The organism is Kribbella sp. DT2 (genome assembly GCF_049844575.1).
GTDB lineage: Bacteria > Actinomycetota > Actinomycetes > Propionibacteriales > Kribbellaceae > Kribbella.
Genome location: NZ_JBNCLH010000002.1, coordinates 469,437 through 488,955, shown reverse-complemented (window position 1 = coordinate 488,955; position 19,519 = coordinate 469,437). Strand labels below are relative to the sequence as shown.

Here is a 19,519-nt window from a genome sequence, read left to right as displayed (position 1 = left end):
GCTTGCCCGTACGACGCGCGCCGCGCGACCCGAACGCCGGGCCACCACGAAGGGTGACCCGGCGTTCCCGCGAAGAGAGCGGTTCCCGCCGGTCAGCGCGTGACGGTCAGCGTGTACCGCGTGGTCCCCGTCTTCCCGTCCGCCGACCGCGCGGTGAGCGTGATCGGGTAGGTCCCGGCCGGCGTCTGGAAGTTCGTGAAGAACCAGACGTTGCTGGACCCGTTCTGCCCGATCGTCGCCGGGTTGAAGAACACCTGCGTCCCCGCCGGAGCCCCGGTGGCGGTCAGCGTCAGACTGCCGGTCCCACCAGAGGCCTTGACCGTGGTCTGCGCCAGCTGCCCACGAGCGACCGAACCACTCGACGGCGTCGCGGTGACCTGTACGTCGCCGGTCGGCGGCTGGTCACCCTCAACAGTCAGGGTGAGCGTCGCCGTCGACGTCTTTCCGGCGGCGTTCGTGCCGGTGATCGTGACCGAGTGGTTGCCGGCGGCCGCCGTACCGGCTTCCAGCGTGAGCTTGGCGGCCGCGCCGCTGCTGATCGACTCGGGCTGGAAGGTCGCCGAAGCTCCCGAGGGCAGACCGGACGTGGTCAGGCTGACGTTCTCGGCGCCGCCCTGCCCCGCCGTGCTGGTCACCGTGGTGGAGATGTACTTGCCGCCAGCAACCTTCACCGCGGCCGGCTGGACGCCGATCCGGAAGTCGGCCTGCGGCGGAGCATCGCCGATCTGCTGCTTGACCCAGTCGCCCATCTCGTTGGTCAGCCGCCCGTAGACGCTGTACCAGCGGAAGTCCGACCGGCTCCAGGACGCGACCCCGATGACCTTGCCCTGGACAATCAACGGTCCGCCGCTGTCGCCCGGCAGGATCGTGGTGCGTCCGTCGGCGTACCCGGCGCAGACCATCGTCGCGGGCTTGAACCCGGCGCCGACCCCGTTGCAGACCTGCGAGCCGTCGACCACCGGCAGCGTCGCCTTGTCGAGCGTGACGTCGCGGCTGGTGTCGTCGAAGTCCTTCTTGCCGTACCCGAAGCCGAGCCCGCTGCCGCCCGGACGCTCCAGCCCGGCGTCGGCCGAGGTCGCGACCTGGGCGTACTGACCACCGGCGACCGGGATATCGGCGGCCGTGGTGACCACCGCGACGTCGTAGCCCTGGTCGAAGTTCACGTACTTCGGGTGCTTCTTGTAGTCGGCCACGGCGACCCGCGTGCCGCCGCCGGCGTTCAGGTCGTCGAGCCCGTACAGGAAGCTCTTCTCCCCCGCGGCGTCGGCGCAGTGCGCGGCGATCAGGATCTTGCGCGGCGCGATCACCGAGCCCGTGCAGGTCTGGCCCTGCGGCCGCGTCCCGCCGGCCCGCAGCCCGGCGATGATCGCGGGGAACTCGCTCAGGGTCGCGTTCTGCCCGTTGTAGAACGCCGCACCCGGTCCTCGCCGTGCCGGTACGAGGTCGCCTTCGTAGCTCAGCGCGGCGGGCTGGAAGTTGAGAGACCAGCCGTCGAGCGTGCCGGTGTCGAAGCGGTAGACGTCCTTCACCTGCAGCTTCCAGGTGCCGTTGCGCTTCTCCCCCGCCGTGTTGACGGTGAAGGTCTGGTGCAGCCCGTCGGCCGATCCGACACCGCCAGGACGACGCAGATTCAGTACGGCGCCCGACGGCGCGACCAGGTCGACCTGCAGGTCACCGGTGTAGGTGTGGTTGATGTCGACCTTCACGCTGGTCGCGCTGGTGCCGTTGCCGTCGCAACCGGTGATCGTGGTCGCGGTCGAGACGGCCGCGCCGGCGTCCGGGACGGCCGCGTCCTCGGTGCTCGCGCCCCCCGCGCAGGTCGGCGGTTCGGGATCGCCGCCGCCGATGAAGGTCGTGTTCAGCAGCTTGTTGGGCGAGCCGCTGCCCGGGTTCTTCACCACGTTCGGGGTCGCGTTGGTGGTCAGCGCCGAGGCGACCGCGGCCGGGGTGGCGGTCGGGTTGCCCGCCAGGTAGAGCGCGGCCGCGCCGGCGACGTGCGGAGTGGCCATCGACGTACCGCTGATCGAGTTCGTCCCGCCGTTGTTCCAGGTCGAGGTGATGCCCGAGCCGGGCGCGAACAGGTCCAGGCACGAGCCCAGGTTGGAGAAGCTCGACCGGTTGTCCTGGTTGTCGGTCGAGCCGACGGTGATCGCTTCCGGCGTACGGGCCGGGGTGGTGTTGCAGGCGTTGGCGCCGTTGTCGTTGCCCGCAGCAACCGAGAAGCTGACTCCGGCCGCGACCGCGCGCTTGACCGCGTCGTCGACCGACGAGTTCGCCTCGCCGCCGAGGCTCATGTTCGCGACGGCGGGCTTCTTCGCGTTCTTCGCGACCCAGTCGATGCCGCCGATCACCTGCGACCACTCACCCTGCCCCTGGCAGTTGAGCACCCGGACGCCGACGAGCGCGACGCCCTTGGCCACGCCGTACGTCGTACTGCCGATCGTCCCAGCGACGTGCGTGCCGTGGCCGTTGCAGTCCTGGGCAACGGCGTCGTTGTCGATGAAGTCGTACCCGTCGGCGGCGCGTCCGCCGAAGTCGGAGTGCGTCTTGTAGATGCCGGTGTCGACGATGTACGCCGTGACGTTCGAGGCCTTCGTCGCGTACGTGTAGGCCTGGTCCAGCGGCAGCTTGGCCTGGTCGATCCGGTCCAGGCCCCAGGTCGGGTTGCGCTGGCTGTCGACGGCCTTGGCGATGCCGTCCTGCTCGACGTACTTGACCTCGGGATCCGCGGCCAGTCGGAGTGCCTCGGCCTCGGACAGCTGGGCCGAGAAGCCGCGCAGCGCGGTCGTGTAGGTGAGCTTCACCCGGCCGCCGTACCGGGTGGCCAGGGTCGACGCCGTACTGCGGGCGCCGTCCTTCAGTACGACGATGTACTGGCCCGGGATCGTGCCGGGCGCTCCGGCGCCGCGGATCGAGGGGCTCGGGGTCAGGTTCTCGGGCACGGTGGCCGCGCCGGCGGTGGGTGGGCCGAGCAGCGCCAGGCCGAGGCACGCGATCGCGCCGAAGGCGCCGTAGCGCACAGACAGATGGGCGGTCATGTCATCTCCGTTCGGTCCCCCGGCGGCGGGCGGCCGCCGGGGCGCGGCCGCCGGGGACGAAAGGGGCGGGGCGACCGGTCCGGACACTGTTGCCCGCGGCCCGGAGCCGAACAATCCGGGCGGCAGTACGTAGGGGTACGCGACTTTTGGACACGCGCGATCGGTGTCCCCTGCCGCCGCGGGGGTCTAGGCTCACCTCCACCTGGACGGGGAGCTGCCCATGGCCCGCGCGATCGATCGGTTGGTCCGAACGAGTTCACCGGTGCTGGTCGGCCGGGAGACCGAGCTGCGCCTGCTCACCGGCACGGTCGGGCGCGGTGCGTCGGTCGCGCTGATCGAGGGCGAGGCCGGCATCGGCAAGAGCCGCCTGGTCCGCGAACTCCTGCAGCAGCCGGAGACCGCCGGACTGCACCGCCTGATCGGCTACTGCCAACCACTGCGGGAGCCCTTCCCGTACGGCGCGGTGATCGAGGCGTTGAGGAACTTCCCGGAGAACGCAGAGAGCGCTTTCTCGCCGCTCACCGCCGTACTCCGGCCGCTGCTGCCGGAGCTCGCCGACCGGTTCCCCGCGGCACTGCGCCCGGCAGGCGATCCCGCCACCGAACGGCACCAGGTGTTCCGGGCGGTCCGCGAACTGCTGGCGTCGGCAGGCCCTGCGCTGCTGGTGATCGAGGACCTGCACTGGGCCGACGACGGGTCGCGCCAGCTGCTGCGCTTCCTGATGACCGATCCGCCGGACAACCTGTCGGTCGTCGTCACCTACCGCCGCGAGGATCTGACCACCGGACCACCACTTGGTACGGCGTACCGGCCGCCTGTCGGTCTCCCCAGCGCGGTCGTCGCTCTCGAACCGCTCGACGTCGCCGGCGTCCGGGCGCTGACCGCCGCGATCCTCGGTGCGGAAACGATCGGCACCGACCTGGCCACGCTGCTCTACCAGCGGACCGCGGGCATCCCGTTCGTCGTGGAGGAGGCGGTTCGCACGCTGCCGCAGCCGATCGACAGCCGGACGACCCAGCGGTTGCTCGATCACGTCGAGGTGCCCGCGTTGCTGCGGGACGCGATGTCCGAGCGCCTGTCGAGCCTCGCCCCGGAGGCCCGCGCGGTGAGCTGCGCGACCGCGGTGCTCGGCGTACCGGTCACGACCGAGCTGCTCGGCGGGATCACCGAACTGCCGCCGGATCTCGTCGAGAGAGCGCTCACCGAGGCGCTCTCGGCCGGCGTCCTGCGGGAGGCCGGGGACGGGCGCTACGCGTACCGGAACGCCCTCGGCCGGCAGGCCGTGTACGACAGCCTGCCGGGTCCGCGCCGGCAGGGACTGCACCGGCGGATCGCGGATCTGCTCGTCGCCGCGGATCCGCAACCGCAGTTGCAGCTGGCCGAGCACAGCCGCCTGGCCGGCCGGACCGAGGACTGGCGCCGGTACGCCGAATCAGCCGCCGACCGCGGCACCGAGATCGGCGACACCGCGACGGCCACCCGCTTGCTCCAGCGGCTGCTCGCCGAGCCGGATCTGCCCAGCGCTGCCGTCGACCGGCTGGCCGCCAAGCTCGGTCTGGCGGCGTACACGGGGCTTGACCAGACCGATCCGATGGACACGCTGCGGCGGTTGCTCACCGACCACCGCCTCTCCCCCGCCGTACGGGGTGAGGTCCGTCTGTACGCCGGCCTGCTGCTGATCCGCGCCGACGGCGGAGTCGCGGCCGGCCGCGCCGAGATCGAACGCGCGATCCCTGACCTGGGGGCGCGTCCCGATCTCGTGGCGAAGGGCGTCGCCGTGCTCGCGCAGCCCTGGCTGGGGACGGCGTCGCTCGAACAGACTCGTCGCTGGTCCCTGCGCGCCGAGGAGGGTCTGCGGACGTCGACCGATCCCGTCCTCACGACCTCGCTGCAGGCCAACCTGCTGGCGTCGCGGCTGCACACCGGAGACGGCCGGGTGTGGGAGGCGTTCGCCGTACTGAACCGGCCGCCCGAGGAGCCGGCCGAGCAGCGGCAGCTCGCCCGCTTGCACTGCAACCTGGCGGATGCCTGTGCCGCGATCGGGGAGCTGGCGACGGCCGGGAAGCTGCTGCGGAGCGGGATGCAGTTCGCGACCGACTCCGGTGCGCCGTTCGTGGTCAGTACGGCGCGGTCGACGCAGGCCCGGGTAGATTGGATCACCGGGCAGTGGGCGGGGCTGGACGAGCGGGCTGGGCAGCTGCTTGATGAGTACCGGGATCTGTTTCCGGTGACCAGCGAGGTGTCGCTCGCGCTGGCCGGGCTGGCGGTGGCGCGCGGTGAGTGGGGTGAGGCGGCCGAGCATCTGGCCGCGACGGGCGTGCCGAATCCGGCGGACGCGATCGCGCCGGTCGCGTTGGGTGGGTTCGCGTTGCAGACGTGGATGGAGCTGACGCGCGGGCGGCTTCCTGGCGCGCTGGAGTCGGCGGAGCGTGGGCTGGAGCTGTTGCGGCGTAAGCAGGTCTGGGCTTGGGCGGGTGAGATCGTGCCTGCCGCGTTGGCGGCGTTGCTCGCTGCTGGGCGGCGTGACGATGCGCAGCGGGTACTGGACGAGTTGGATCTCGAGGTGGACGGGCTGGATGCGCCGTTGAGCCGGATCGCCGTGCGGTGCGGGCGGGCGCAGATGGCTGAAGCCGACGGGGAGCTGGCGGCGGCGATCGCGCTCTATCGCGCGACTCAGCGGGAGTACGCCGAGCTGTTGGCGCCGTACTTCGCTGCGCTGGTCGCTGAACGGGCGGCGCGGTGTGAGCTGGTGGCCGACGAGCCTGCTGGGTTGGCGGAGCTTGCTGTGGTGGCGAACTCGTTCGATCAGCTCGGGGCGACGTACGACGCTGCTCGGTGCCGGCACGAGCTGCGGAGCCGGGGTGCGACGGCGCCGTCGCGGCGGGGGCGTAAGGGGTACGGGACCGAGCTGTCACCGCGGGAGCAGGAGGTCGCCCGGCTGCTCGGGAGCGGGCACACGAACCGGGAGATCGCCGAGGTGCTGTTCCTGTCGCCGCGGACGGTGGAGCAGCATGTCGCGAAGGTGCTGCGGAAGCTCGGGGTGAGTTCGCGGGCCGAGCTGGCCCGCTAACGCTGGCAGAGGGATCACCCGGCTGCGTTCGCGCGAAGCGGCGGGCGTGCTCGATCGGCTCAGCGTTGTCAGGGCTCGATCAGCCCCGCGCGGATGGCGTACCGGGTGAGCTCGGTGCGGTCGCGCATGCCGAGCTTCTGCAGGATGTTGGCCCGGTGGCGCTCGACGGTCTTGACGCTGATCGTGAGCGCGCCGGCGATCTCCTTCGAGGAGTGGCCTTCGGCGATCAGCTTGACCACCTCGTCCTCACGCGGAGTGAGCACCTGGCCGGGCAACCGCTCCCCCCGGCGTACCCGGTCGAGGTAGTCGCGCACGAGCGTGCTCATCACGCCCGGGTAGAGGAACGACTCGCCACGGCCGGCGGCCCGGCAGGCGTCGACGAGGTCACGGTCGGCGACCGACTTGAGCACGTAGCCGGACGCGCCGGCCTTGAGCGCGGCGAAGAAGTACTGCTCGTGGTCGTACATCGACAGCATCAGGATCCGGGGCGGTTCCCGCCGCCGCGACAGCGCCAGGGCCGCCTGCAGACCGGTCATCCGGGGCATCGCGACGTCCAGTACGGCGAGGTCGATCGGCGTCGTGCGCGCGATCTCGACCGCCTCCGCGCCGTCGCCCGCCTCGGCGACCACGGTCAGATCGGCTTCGCTGTCCAGGATCAGCCGCACGCCACGTCGTACCAGCGCGTGGTCGTCGGCCAGCAGGATGCGGATCATGAGACCTTCAGCTCCACCCGGACTCCCCCACTCTGGGCAGGACCGATCCGCAGCTTGCCGCCGACGAGGAGAGCGCGCTCTCTCATTCCCCGAATTCCTGCTCCTTCTTGGAGTCCGTCCATCCGGCCGTTGTCTTCGACCACCAGTACCACCTCCGAGCCCTGCCGGAGCAGGGAGACCTCGACCTCGGTAGCGCCTGAGTGCCTTGCCGCGTTGGTGAGCGCTTCCTGCGCGACCCGGTAGATAACCAGCTCCGTCTCCGGCGCCAGCGGCGCCAACCCGGGCGACGAAACCCGTCGTACACGCATGCCGTGCGACGAGAACTCGGTCGCCAACGCCGCGAGCGCGTTGTGCAGCCCAAGGTCTTCCAGTACGCCGGGCCGCAAGCGGCGCGCCACCTCGCGGACCTCGTCCAGCCCGGCGCGCGTCGTCTCCTGCACCAGCCGGAACTCGTCCGCAAGCTCCTCCGGCACCCGGTCGGACAACCGCTTCAGCCCGAGCAGTACGGCGGTCAGGCTCTGCCCGATCTCGTCGTGCAGCTCCTGCGCGATCCTGTGCCGCTCCGCTTCCTGGGCCGCGAGCGCTTTCGCGTTGCTCGTGCCGCGCTCGGTCTCCAGGCGGGTCAGCATCGCGTTGAAGCTCCGCACGAGCTTCGTCGCCACCCCGCTGCGACCCTCCGGCAACCGTTGCCCGGGCCGCTGCAGATCGACCTCGTCCATCATTCGTACGAGCCGGTCGAGCGGGGCAAGACTCGTGCGCAGCAGCAACGAGTTCAGCCCGACGATCGCAGCCAGCCCGAGCACGAGCACGATCGCCTCGGACACCAGGACCCGAGCCGACACGGTCACGGGCAGGAACGCGAGCGCCGACGTACCGACCACGAACAGCAGCCCGTTGATCAGGCAGACCCGCCAGTACAGAGGTAGCCGCATCCCAGAGGTCATCGCTCCACCTTCGCCCAGTGCGTCCGCCGTGTCCACGCAGCCCGCCGAACGTGGGTGGTAGCACTCATGGCACCTGCCGCCCGGCCCGACGAGACTGGTACCGCGGCGGACGGCCAGGACTCCGGCCGTCCCGCCGCACCAACCGGCCGCCGGTCCGGCGACCACCCCGAGGAGCTGACCATGAGTCTCCTTCCGATCGCCGCCGCTCTGCCGGCGGGAACCGCGCTCGCGAGCCTGCCGCCGAGCGACCCCGCGGACCGGCTCGTTGTCACCGGCATCGTCGGGCTCGCCGCGCTGGCGGTCAGTTTGTTGCGCACGGCGCCGACCCGGCACTGGCTGGTGATCACCCGGCGCGGACGGGTCCGCCGGGTGGTCACCGCCGGCTTTGCCCTGCGGATCCCCGGACTCGACGGATGCAAGCTGCTTCCGCGAGAGGCGCAGCACCTGCCGATCGGGGTTTCGGCGCTGACGCGTGACGGCGTCCAGGTCCAGCTCTTGGTCACCGCGGTACTGCGCGTCGTCGACCCCGTCACCGCCGGTGCCCTGGCCGACCCGATCGGTACGACGCTCGTCGAGGTGCACGACATCCTGCGGCGGCTGCTCGCCGACCACGACGTCGACGACGTGCTGCGGGTCCGGACGACGATCGAGCGCAGCGCGTGGGAGGCCGGGCACGGCGTGGAGGTCGAAAGGCTTCTGGTCGACGCCATCGACATCGAGGTCGTTCACGCGAAGTACCGCAGCCAGACGTAGACCCAGGCCATCGCGATGCTCAGGGCGGTCACCACGATGCCGTAGCGGGTGAACTGCCAGAACGTGATGTGGTGCCCGGTGCGGGACGCGATGCCGAGGGCAACCACGTTGGCGCTCGCGGCAACCGCCGTACCGTTGCCTCCGAAGTCGGCGCCCAGGGCAAACGCCCACCACAGCGCCTGACCGGTCGCCGGATCGGGGGCTTCGGCAACGACTCCCTCGACCACGGGCGTCATCGTCGCGACGTACGGGATGTTGTCGAAGAACGCACCCAGGACGCCGGAGCCGAACAGCAGCGCGGTCGCCGCGACCAGGTAGTTGTCGCCGACCTGCTCGACCGCCCAGTGACCGATGGTCTCGATCACGCCGGTGTGCACGAGCCCGGCGACCATCACGAACAGGCCCATGAAGAAGACCAGCGTCGACCACTCGACCTCGCGCAGCACCTCCGGTACGTCGACCTTCGAGACCAGCACCATCGCGCCGGCGCCGACGAGCGCGACGATCGACGGCTCCAGGTGCAGCACCGAGTGCAGCGCGAACCCGACGACGACCAGGACCAGCACGATCAGGCAGCGCACCAGCAGCGGACCGTCCTTGATCGCCCGGCGTTCCTGCAACGCCATCACGGCGGCGACCTCGTCGGGGTTGTAGCGGAAGGACTTGCGGAACAGGAACCGGCTCAGCAGCACGAAGGCGACGAAGACGACCACCACGATCGGCGCCATGTGCACCAGGAAGTCGTTGAAGGTCAGCCCGGCGCGGCTGCCGATGATGATGTTCGGCGGGTCGCCGATCAGCGTCGCGGCGCCGCCGATGTTGGAGGCCAGTACCTCGGCGATCAGGTACGGCTGGGCGGGAATCCGGAGCCGGTCGCAGACCACGACGGTGACCGGCGCGACCAGCATGATCGTCGTGACGTTGTCGAGGAACGGCGAGGCGATCGCGGTGATCACCATCAGCATCACCATCAGCCGGTACGGCTCACCGCGGGAGCGTTTGGCCGCCCAGATGCCGAGGTAGTCGAAGACCCCGGTCTGCTTGATGATCCCGACGATGATCATCATCCCGAGCAGCAGGAAGATGACGTTCCAGTCGATGCCCTCGTGCTCGGAGAAGAACACGTCCGAGCCGGGCGCCAGTCCGAGCAGGACCATCGCGGCGGCCGCCAGCAGCACGACCTTGACCTTGTTCGCCTTCTCGGTGGCGATGAAGAAGAACGCCAGCGCGAAGATCGCCAGCGCGATGTAGGGCCGCACGTCAGGCCGGCGGCGGCTCGCCGGGACCGGTGACCGCCAAGCTGGTCAACAACCGCTCCAGCGTGATCGCCCCCAGCAGTACGCCGTCCGCGCCGACGACCGCGACCAGCGGGCTGCGCAGGCGGGCCATCAGCGCGGCGATCTCCAGCAGCGTCGCGTCGGGCGCGACGGTTGCCGGGCGCAACGGCTGGCGCGGCAGGCAGTCGCCGACGGTCAGGCCGCCGAGCTCCCGCCAGAACGAGTCGGCACTGGCCTCGTCGACGGTGCGGGCGAGCATCGGGTCCTCCTGGAAGGACCCGGGGATCGCCAGCCGCAGCACCTGCGAGCCGGGCAGGACGGCGGTCGGCCGGGACCGGTCGTCGACGACGATCAGCCCCGGCAGCCGCCCGACCGCCATCATCCGCACCGCCTTGGCCACCGGGTCCGTCACGGTCACGGTCGGCACCCCGACAGCGATATCACCTGCCTGCATGACACCGTCCCGTTTCCCGTCGATCACCAGCGGTGCGGACATCAGTCACCTCGACTCTCGTCCCGCCGGCGAAGCACGCCGACGGCAACAAACCTTGTCCGTCGAGTCTCGCCGCCCATCCCCCACCGCCCCATGGGGTCCAGACCCCATCTCCTGCAAGTGGGAGAGAGGTGGGAGGTGGGAGGTGGGAGGTGGGAGGTGGGAGGTGGGAGGTGGGAGGTGGGAGGTGGGAGGTAGGAGCCGTCGCCCCGGACCGCAGCCGCCTCCGGCGGCGCGAGGCGCGAGGCGCGAGGCGCGAGGCGCGAGGCGCGCGGCGCGGAGCGCGCGGGGTGCGGGGCGCGGGGTGCGCGAGGCGCGGGGTACGCGAGGCGCGGGGTACGCGAGGCGCGGGGTACGCGAGGCGCGGGGCGCGCGAGGCGCGGGGCGCGCGAGGCGCGGGGCGCGCGAGGCGCGGGGCGCGCGAGGCGCGGGGCGCGCGGGGTGCGGGGCGCGCGAGGCGCGGGGCGCGCGGGGCGCGCGAGGCGCGGGGCGCGGGGTGCGGGGTACGCGAGGCGCGAGGCGCGGGGCGCGGAGCGCGCGAGGCGCGGGGCGCGGGGTGCGGGGTGCGCGAGGCGCGGGGTGCGGAGCGCGGGGTGCGGAGCGCGGGGTGCGGAGCGCGGGGTGCGGAGCGCGGGGTGCGGAGCGCGCGAGGCGCGGGGCGCGCCCCGCCTCGCGCACACCCCGGCATCACCTCGGCCGCGCGCGGCCGGGTCGACCTGCGCCACGCAGCGCGCCGTACGGGCGTCGGGCTAGCCCAGGCGCACCTTCACGACCCGGCTGGCTCCGGCTGCTCCCTTGACGTCGACGGTGAGCTCCAGGCCGAGCAGCGTTCGGCGGGTGGTCACTCCTTCGTCGGCCTGCACCACCCGCGCGCCCGGCAGGACCAGCCGGAGGCGGATCGTGGTCGCCAGCTGAGTCGGGTCGGAGAGCGCGATCTCGACGTCTCGGCCGCGGAGGCGCTGGATGACTGAGAGCGGGTTGTCGGCGTACAGGTTGGCGACGTGGCCGGGGCGCCAGAAGTTGGCCAGGGTGAGGCCGCCTTGGGTGACGGCCTGGACGTCTGCTGTGTTGGCGAGCACGCGGACGGCGGAGGTCCGCGCGAGCTGCTGAGTTCTCGCGGCGGTTGCGCCGGGAGCGACGAGATAGCCGTACGACGCGTTGGTGGGGTCTACCCCGTGGTCGAGCCAGAGCGTGAGGTAGCGCCGTGTGATCGGATCAGCGGAACCGCCGGTGTTGATGTCCCGCCAAGAGCAGGTCCTCGCCTCCCGGACCGCGCGCAGCCCGGACGCGCCAGAGGTCGGCAGGAACACGTAGCCGGCGACGCCCTCGAGGTGGGCCCAGCGCGGCCGGGACATGCTGGCGGTGTCACCCACCGAAGGGACCGTCAGCGCGCCATCGACCAGCAACTTGTTCACACCACCGGCATGCAGGTTCCGGTTCTCGACCACCGTCTCAACCGCATGACCGCTGGACCCCGTGATCCCGGCGCCCAGAGCAACGACGTACTCGTCGAAGCAGAACCACGACTTCCGAGCGCGCAGCGGAGACGACGGGGCCTCGAGATCTTGCCCGACCGCGGCGTAGCCCGCATGCGTTGACCCACCGACCCAGGTCGCGGAAGCCGGCCGTGCAGCACCCCACTCCCCACCGGCCTTCGGCGGCAAGGGCAACGTGTCGACCGTCGTGCCCGGCAACCGGTAGCGGTCGACCGTCGGCCAGAACCCGTCGGCGTACTGCCCGTTGTCCCGGTCGTACAGGTACGTCATGCCCGACCCCGTGTGGTACCCGAGGTCGTTCTCGCCGTTGCCGGCCTCGTAGTGCGCGATCCGCGTGCTCGCCATCGAGATCGCGTACGCCCACCCGCTCCGCCGATGGATCGACCGGTCCATGCTCGCGAACAACGTGTGCCCGTCCGGCTCGGCGGCCGGAGCGACGCCGGCCAGCGACTTCACCAGCGCCACCCGCGGAATCGTTGCCCCGGACAACATGTTGCCGAACGTGTCCCGCTGCACCCACCCGGCGACCGCCGATCGCCAGCGCGCAGCCAAAGCCGCGTCGACACCACCGGCGAGCCGCAGGGTCGCCTCGGCCGCGGTGTACCCGTCGTCGTGGTCGGACGCGTTCGAGCGCGACACTGCCCGCCCGCGGACGAAGTCCGTCATCCGCAGGTCGTGCACCACCGGCAGATAGGCCTTGGCGACCGAGTCGAACAGGATCTGCCGCTTCGGGTCCGTCACCTCCCACGGCGATCCGGCCAGCAGCGCGAGCAGCTTCCCGATCCCGCTCAGCAGGACATGCCCGTAGGTCCCGGTGTAGGCGACCCACGTGTGCTGCACGAACGACCCGTCGCGGTAGAACCCGTCCCCGGTCGTTACGTACTGCCAGGTGTCGCTCAGCCCGTCCCGCGCATGCGTGAGCTTGGCTTCGTCGTCGGTCACCAACGCACGCACGATGATCGCCTGGCACAGGTCGACCCGGTTCGCGCCGGTCGACAGAGCGCGACGTTCCGCGGGGAACATGTAGTACGGGTCGGGAACGAAGTGGTCGATCGCCGCGCAGTAGCGCGCCCGCACCTCGGCCGGGATCTCGTCGTACAGCAGGACCATCGTCGACGCGAGCGGCCGCGTCGCACCGATCTCCCACGACCACCAGTTGCCGAACTCAACGGTTCCGGCCTTGTAGACCAGCGTGTTCATCGACTCCAGAGCAGCCAGTACGTCGGCCAGCAGCGCCGCCGCCTGGTGGTACGCCGAACCAGGCGTCGACCAGGCGGTCGCCATCTGCTCGAGCCGTACGTAGGTGTTCGCCACGGACGGGTCGGCCGTCAGCGGCTGGTCGGTGAACACGAGTTTGCGCCCGGCGGACCGGTCGAGCTTCGTGAGCGAGGACGCGACCGCGGCGTCGATCCGGTCGAGCGCGGCCTTGAAGTCCGGGTCGGCGGGGTCGATCACGTCCCGGCCGGTGAGGTCGGCGGCCCACTTGCCGCGCAGCGCGGCGAAGTCGGCGGGCGCCGCGAAGGCAGGAACGGTCGGCAGCGAGAGGGCCGCGGCAGCCGCGGTCGAAAGGGTCAGGAAGGTTCGGCGTCGCACAGTGTCTCCTCGGGGTGGGCGGGATCACTGTCGAACGAGTCTGGCCCTGGTCATTCCTTTGGTCAAGAGATTCATTCTAATGACTTTGCCGTACGGTCACCGCTAGGCTCTGCCCCGTGAGCATTGAGCCGGTCGCGCGCGGGCAGAAGGCGCGTCATCTCGCCGACGAGCTGCGGCGCGGGATCGCCGGGCTGCGGTGGCCGGGCGGGAAGCTGCCGACCGAGCAGCAGCTGGCGGACGAGCAGGGCGTCAGCCTCAACACCGTACGACGGGCCGTCGACCTCCTCGTCCAGGACGGACTGGTCTACCGGCGGCAGGGCTCGGGCATGTATATCGCCGACCAGGTCACCGGTCCGCTGGTCGGCGTCGCCGTACCGTCGATGACCTACTACTACCCGCGCATCATCGTCGGCATCGAGCGCGAGCTCGCCGCGCAGGGCGGCCAGATGATGCTGCGCAGCACCGAGTGGGACATGGCCGAGGAAGAGCGCGCGATCGAGAGCCTGATCGGCGCCGGCGTCGCCGGGTTGATCGTCGCCCCCGACCAACCGGGTGGAGGAAGAGACGGCGGCGGCGTGCGGATGGTCGAGGAGGCCGGTCTGCCGATCGTGCTGGTCGAGCGCGGCCTCGAGGACCCGGCGACCGTGCACGAGTTCGTCGGCTCCAACCACGCGGCCGGAGCGCGGGCGGCGGTCAACCACCTGAAGAGCCTCGGCCACACCCGGATCGGCTACCTCGAACGCCCCGGACCGCACACGGCACCGCAGGTGTACGCCGGCCTCGAGGACGACGTCGTCCTCACCAGATCCACCGAGCGCTGGAGCACCGCGGACGCGGACCGGCTTCTCGACGATCTCCTCGGCGCCGACGTCACGGGCGTGATCTGCTTCGCCGACCGGGAGGCGAACCTTCTCCTCACAGCGGCGCTCAACCGCGGCATCGACGTCCCGCGACAGCTGTCGGTGATCAGCTACGACGACGAGGTCGCCGACCTGTCCGACGTACCGCTCACTGCCGTGTCGCCGGCCAAGTTCGAGGTCGGCCGGCTCGCGGTCAACGTGCTCCGCGCGCGACTCAAGGATCCCGAAGCGCCGCGTCAGCAGATCTCGCTGGTCCCCCGCCTGATCGTCCGCGACTCCACCGGGCCCGGCCCTACGAGCTGACCCGCGCCGGTTCCGTCGCCGAGTCCCGCACGATCAGCTGGGTCGCGAGCTCCACGTGGTGCGAGTCGACCTTCTCCCCCGCTGCCAGCTGCAACGCCGTACGCAGAGCAACAGCACCCATCTCCCGGATCGGCTGCCGCACAGTCGTCAGCTGCGGCGAGGCCAGCCGCGCGACCTGGGTGTCGTCGAAGCCGACCACGCTCAGATCTTCCGGCACCCGAAGCCCGCGCGCCCGCGCCGCCTCCATCGCGCCGAGCGCGACCTCGTCGCTCCCGGCGAAGATCGCCGTCGGCGGATCCGGCAGCTGGAGCAGCGCAGCGCCGCCGGCGAGCCCGTCGTCGTACAGGAACTCCCGCATCCACACGTAGTCCTTCGGCACCGGCGCTCCGGCAGCCTCCATCGCGCCGCGGTAGCCGTTCATCCGCGCCTGGTTGCACCCCGACGTCGGCGGCCCGCCGAGGTAGGCGATCCGCCGATGCCCGAGCGACAGCAGGTGCTGAGTCGCCGCCATGCCACCCGCGAAGTTCGTCGATCCGACACTCGTCACATCAGGCTGTACGACGTTCATCGGGTCCACCACCACCAGCGGCAGCCGCGCGCGCGAGAGCGCGGCGACGTCGGCGGCGGTCAGCTCCGAGGTGATGCCGATGACGGCGCGCCGCCCGTTGGCCGTCATCTCCCGGATCCACGGCGCCGCGCGCCCCGTCGAGGTCGACCGAGCGTGTGCCCGCTCGGGGTGCGCGCTCACCACGACGTCTACGTCGGCGGCCTGGCCGGCCTCGACCACGCCCTGGATCACCTCGAGCGAGTAGCTGTTGAGCACGCCTTGGTAGAACAGCTCGACGGCGGCCCGCTCGACGACCGGCTCCGGCCGGCGGCCGACGTACTCGTGCTCGCGCAGGATCTCCTGGACCCGGGCGCGGGTCGACTCCGAGACGTCGCTGCGTCCGTTGAGCACCTTGGAGACCGTCGCGACCGAGACCCCGGCGGAGGCCGCGACGGTGGCCAGCGTGACCCGGCCTCTCAACGACGGCACGTGCTCACTCTCCTCCTGCTGCGTTGACGGGCGTCAGGCCGACGGGGGTCACCATCGTACGATCGTGCCCCACCACCCGAGTCGCCCCCGTGACCCGCACGGTACCCCGTGCGGGCAGGTCGATCGAGGAGGTTCCGGCGAGCAGTTCGATGTCGCCCGCCTCCACGATCCGGCGCAGGTCGGGACCCGTGTACGCCGTCCGGTCGGCGTCGACGCGGAACGTCACGTCGACGGCCGCGCCCGGCTCCAGCGACACCCGCGCGAACCCGATCAGCAGCTTGAGCGGCCGCGCGACCTGCGCCACCAGATCGTGCAGGTAGAGCTGCACGACCTCGTCCCCGGCCCGCGCGCCGGTGTTCCGCACCCGCACGGTCGCGGTGAGCTCGCCGTCGGTCGGGATCTCGGTCTCGCTCAGCCGCAACGCCCCGACCGCGAAGCTCGTGTACGACGCCCCGAACCCGAACGGGAACAGCGGCACGGTCTCCAGCCCGCTGATGCCCGCGCTCTCCACGCTCCCGAGCGCCGGCTGCAGGTACGTACCGGGTTGCCCACCGACATGCCGCGGGATCTGCACCGGCAGCTTGCCGCCCGGCATCACCCGTCCGCTGAGCACTCCGGCGATCGCCGCTCCGCCTTCCTGGCCTGGCATGAACGCCTGCACCAGTCCGGCGACGCGGTCCGCGATCTCGCCCAGCGCGTAGGGCCGACCGGAGACGACCACCAGCACCACCGGCGTACCGGTATCGAGCAGTTCCTTGACCAGTTCCTCCTGCACACCCGGTAGCCGCAGGTCCTCGGCGTCGCATCCTTCGCCGGACGACCCGTGCCCGAACAGACCGGACAGGTCGCCGACGTACGCGATGCACAGGTCGGCGTCCCGCGCCGCCTCGACCGCCGCCGCGAAGCCCGAGCGATCGTTGCCCAGGACCGCGCAACCTGGGGCGTGCAGCAACTCGACGCCGGGAAGTTCGTTGCGCAGGGCATCGAGTGCCGAGGGCACGTCGATGCCCAGGGCACGGTCCGGGTAGCGCGGGAGCACGTGGTTGGGGAACGCGTAGCAACCCATGAACGACTTGGGCTCCGCGGCGGAAGGGCCGACCACCGCAATCTTGCGGTGGTCGTCGCGCAGCGGCAGCGCCGTACCGGCATCCAGCAGTACGACGGACCGCTCGGCAACCTCGCGCGCCAGCTCGCGGTTCTCCGGCGAGTCCAGATCGACCGGCCGCACGGAACCCTCGGGAGTCCAGTCCGGATCAAGCAACCCAAGCTTCACCTTCTGCACCAGCAACCGCCGCGCAGCACGGTCGACCAGGTCCTCCGGCAACTCACCGGACTCGACCAGCTTGACCAGTCCGGCCCCGAAGCCGATCGTGTCGGGCAGCTCGACGTCCGTTCCAGCGGTGAGCGCGAGCGCACCCGCGGCATCGGTGTCCACGGCAACCCTGTGCATCGTCGCCAGGAACGGAACCGCCCAGTAGTCGGAGACGACGGTCCCGTCGAAACCCCACTCGTCCCGCAGCAACTCCGTGAACAGCCACGGATCGGCCCCCGCCGGCAGCCCGTCGAGATCGGAGTACGACGTCATCACCGATCCCGCACCACCGGTCGCGATCGCCGTCTCGAACGTTGGCAGGACGACATCGAGCAGCTCGCGGCGCCCGACGGACACCGGCCCGTGGTTGCGCCCGGCCCGGGACGCCGAGTACCCGGCGAAGTGCTTGAGCGTGGCAACGACTCCGGAGCTCTGCAGCCCCCGCACGTACGCCGAACCGACCATCGCCACCAGGTAGGGATCCTCGCCGATCGTCTCCTCGACCCGCCCCCACCGGTAGTCGCGCACGACGTCGAGCACCGGCGACAACCCCTGGTGCACCCCGGCCGCGGACAGGTCACGCCCGATCGCACCGGACATCCGCTCGATCAGCTCGGGGTCGAAGGTCGCGCCCCACGCCAGCGCCGTCGGGTAGACGGTCGCGCCGTACGTCGTGAAGCCGGTCAGGCACTCCTCGTGAACCAGCGCCGGTACGCCGAGCCGCGATCCCGCGAGCACGACCTTGTGCTGGCGAACGACCTCGGCGACGCCCTCCTCGACGGTCAGCGGGACGCTGCCCCAGACGCGGGTGAGATGACCGAGCCCGTTCCGGCTCGCGTCCTCCAAGGACGTTGCGCCGCCCTCGGCGAACACGTCCTGCATGGGCGCCACGTTCAGCGTCTCCTCGGCCGGGAGCTCCTGGGGTGAAGCCATGTCGTTGCCGACCCAGCGGCTGCCGAGCTGCGCGACCTTCTCCGGCAGCGTCATCGCCTCCAGCAGCAGCCCGGCCCGCTCCTCCGCCGTCAGCGCGGTGTTCTGCCACGGCCGATCGTCCCGAGCTGCCACGAAAGTCTCCTTCTCGATCGTTCAAAGTCACTCCTTGGTATCGAAACATTTCGCCGTTTCGAACACCACCTATCGCTAACAGTGCAGCCTGAAAGTCGAAAGTTTCAAGACCTTGACAGCCACATCACCGAAACCTACGTTACGAAACACAGTCTTAACCGCCGTGAAGTCTCGCGGCCAGGAACTTCGGAGATCAGGGTGGATCCCATGACGACTTCTCGGCGCACGTTCCTCCGCCTGACCGGTGCCGGCGCCGTGGCGGCCGGCCTCGCCGCCTGCGGCACCTCCGGTCCACAGAGCTCCGGCAGCTCGACCGGTGGGGGCAGCACCGGTTCCGGTGCGACGTACTGGTTCCTCACCGGCCAGCCGCAGCAGGGCATTCGCGCGGCCCAGATCAAGCGGTTCAACGACGCGAACTCGGGCACGCAGATCAAGACCAACGAGTTCCAGAACGACGCGTTCAAGCAGAAGATCAAGACCGCGATCGGTGCCGGCCAGGGTCCGACGCTGATCTGGGGCTGGGGTGGCGGCGGCCTGAAGAGCTACGTCGACGCCAACCAGGTCGAGGACCTGACCAGCTGGTTCGGCCAGAACGCCGAGCTGAAGAACCGGATCTTCCCGGCCGCGTTCGGCGCCGCCACCGTCGGCGGCAAGATCTACGCGATGCCGGTCGAGACCACGACGCCGATCGTGCTTTTCTACAACAAGTTGGTCTTCGAGCAGGTCGGCGCCGAGCCGCCGAAGTCGTGGGGCGACATCCTCGACCTGGTGCCGAAGTTCAACGAGGCCAAGATCGCGCCGTTCTCGCTCGGCGGCCAGTCGCGCTGGACCAACATGATGTGGCTGGAGTTCCTGTACGACCGGATCGGCGGCAGCGAGGTCTTCCAGAACATCTTCGACGGCAAGGCGAACGCCTGGTCCGACCCCTCCTCGCTCAAGGCGCTGGAGGAGATGCAGAAGCTGATCAAGGCGAACGGCTTCATCAAGGGCTTCTCCTCGATCACCGCCGACTCCAACGCCGACCAGGCCCTGCTCTACACCGGCAAGGCCGCGATGATGCTGCACGGCGCCTGGACGTACGGCGGGATGAAGGCCGACGGCGGCGACTTCGTCACCGGTGGCCACCTCGGCTACATGAACTTCCCGCCGGTCGACGGCGGCAAGGGCGACCCGACCAGCACGGTCGGCAACCCGGGCCAGTACCTGTCGATCTCGTCGAAGGCCAGCGACGCCGACAAGGAGGTCGCCAAGAAGTTCCTGGCGAACAACACGCTGGACTCCGCCTCGGTCGACGCGTGGATCGCGTCCGGCAGCGTGCCGGTGGTCAAGGGCACCGAGTCGAAGCTGGCCGCCGTACCGGACAAGAACGACGCCGAGTGGCTGAAGTTCGTGTACGACACCTCCAGCACCGCGAAGACCTTCGGGCAGTCGTGGGACCAGGCGCTCAGCCCGACCCAGGCCGAGGCCCTGCTGGACAACATCGCCAAGCTGTTCCAGCTCTCGATCAGCCCGCAGCAGTTCGCCGACAGCATGAACGCGGTGATCGGCAAGTGACGGCAGCCGCTC

Annotated in this window: 12 protein-coding genes; 4 read left to right on the top strand and 8 right to left on the bottom strand. The window is 70.7% G+C overall.

Translation table 11 applies throughout. The features are described 5' to 3' along the window. Positions 1-92 precede the first annotated feature (92 nt). Complete coding sequence (locus ACLQ2O_RS11030) at positions 93-3,038, bottom strand: S8 family serine peptidase (protein WP_425829981.1); 2,946 nt, start codon at positions 3,036-3,038, stop codon at positions 93-95. A 220-nt stretch (positions 3,039-3,258) separates the two neighbouring features. On the opposite strand from ACLQ2O_RS11030, the gene ACLQ2O_RS11025 reads away from it, so the two are divergent. After that, complete coding sequence (locus tag ACLQ2O_RS11025; protein ID WP_425829979.1) at positions 3,259-6,108, top strand: ATP-binding protein; 2,850 nt, start codon at positions 3,259-3,261, stop codon at positions 6,106-6,108. Positions 6,109-6,176: 68 nt separating this feature from the next. Here the strand turns inward: ACLQ2O_RS11025 and ACLQ2O_RS11020 are convergent, their stop codons facing one another. Further along, positions 6,177-6,821, bottom strand: a complete 645-nt coding sequence (locus ACLQ2O_RS11020; protein ID WP_425829977.1) for a response regulator — start codon at positions 6,819-6,821, stop codon at positions 6,177-6,179. Beyond that, complete coding sequence (locus ACLQ2O_RS11015) at positions 6,818-7,765, bottom strand: HAMP domain-containing sensor histidine kinase (RefSeq protein ID WP_425829975.1); 948 nt, start codon at positions 7,763-7,765, stop codon at positions 6,818-6,820. The genes ACLQ2O_RS11020 and ACLQ2O_RS11015 overlap by 4 nt, the downstream gene beginning before the upstream one ends. A gap of 180 nt (positions 7,766-7,945) precedes the next feature. On the opposite strand from ACLQ2O_RS11015, the gene ACLQ2O_RS11010 reads away from it, so the two are divergent. After that, a complete protein-coding gene (locus tag ACLQ2O_RS11010; protein WP_425829973.1) occupies positions 7,946-8,518 on the top strand; it encodes an SPFH domain-containing protein in 573 nt (190 codons plus the stop codon). Here ACLQ2O_RS11010 and ACLQ2O_RS11005 read toward each other — a convergent pair. The 3 genes from ACLQ2O_RS11005 to ACLQ2O_RS10995 form a co-directional block, all read right to left on the bottom strand. Continuing rightward, positions 8,491-9,777, bottom strand: a complete 1,287-nt coding sequence (locus tag ACLQ2O_RS11005) for an SLC13 family permease (RefSeq protein ID WP_425829971.1) — start codon at positions 9,775-9,777, stop codon at positions 8,491-8,493. The genes ACLQ2O_RS11010 and ACLQ2O_RS11005 overlap by 28 nt on opposite strands. A 1-nt stretch (position 9,778) precedes the next feature. Next, on the bottom strand, positions 9,779-10,291 hold the full coding sequence (locus ACLQ2O_RS11000) for a CBS domain-containing protein (protein WP_425829969.1): 513 nt from the start codon (positions 10,289-10,291) through the stop codon (positions 9,779-9,781). A 746-nt stretch (positions 10,292-11,037) separates the two neighbouring features. Continuing rightward, on the bottom strand, positions 11,038-13,377 hold the full coding sequence (locus tag ACLQ2O_RS10995; protein WP_425829967.1) for a polysaccharide lyase 8 family protein: 2,340 nt from the start codon (positions 13,375-13,377) through the stop codon (positions 11,038-11,040). Between the two features lie 116 nt (positions 13,378-13,493). On the opposite strand from ACLQ2O_RS10995, the gene ACLQ2O_RS10990 reads away from it, so the two are divergent. Then, positions 13,494-14,540, top strand: a complete 1,047-nt coding sequence (locus tag ACLQ2O_RS10990; RefSeq protein ID WP_425829965.1) for a GntR family transcriptional regulator — start codon at positions 13,494-13,496, stop codon at positions 14,538-14,540. Here ACLQ2O_RS10990 and ACLQ2O_RS10985 read toward each other — a convergent pair. Further along, positions 14,530-15,576, bottom strand: coding sequence for a LacI family DNA-binding transcriptional regulator (locus tag ACLQ2O_RS10985; protein ID WP_425829963.1), 1,047 nt, complete (start codon positions 15,574-15,576; stop codon positions 14,530-14,532). The genes ACLQ2O_RS10990 and ACLQ2O_RS10985 overlap by 11 nt on opposite strands. A 4-nt stretch (positions 15,577-15,580) precedes the next feature. Further along, entirely contained in the window at positions 15,581-17,953 is a 2,373-nt protein-coding gene (locus ACLQ2O_RS10980) for a glycoside hydrolase family 3 N-terminal domain-containing protein (RefSeq protein WP_425829961.1), read from the bottom strand. Positions 17,954-18,160: 207 nt separating this feature from the next. On the opposite strand from ACLQ2O_RS10980, the gene ACLQ2O_RS10975 reads away from it, so the two are divergent. Continuing rightward, positions 18,161-19,507, top strand: coding sequence for an extracellular solute-binding protein (locus ACLQ2O_RS10975; RefSeq protein WP_425829959.1), 1,347 nt, complete (start codon positions 18,161-18,163; stop codon positions 19,505-19,507). Positions 19,508-19,519 lie beyond the last annotated feature (12 nt).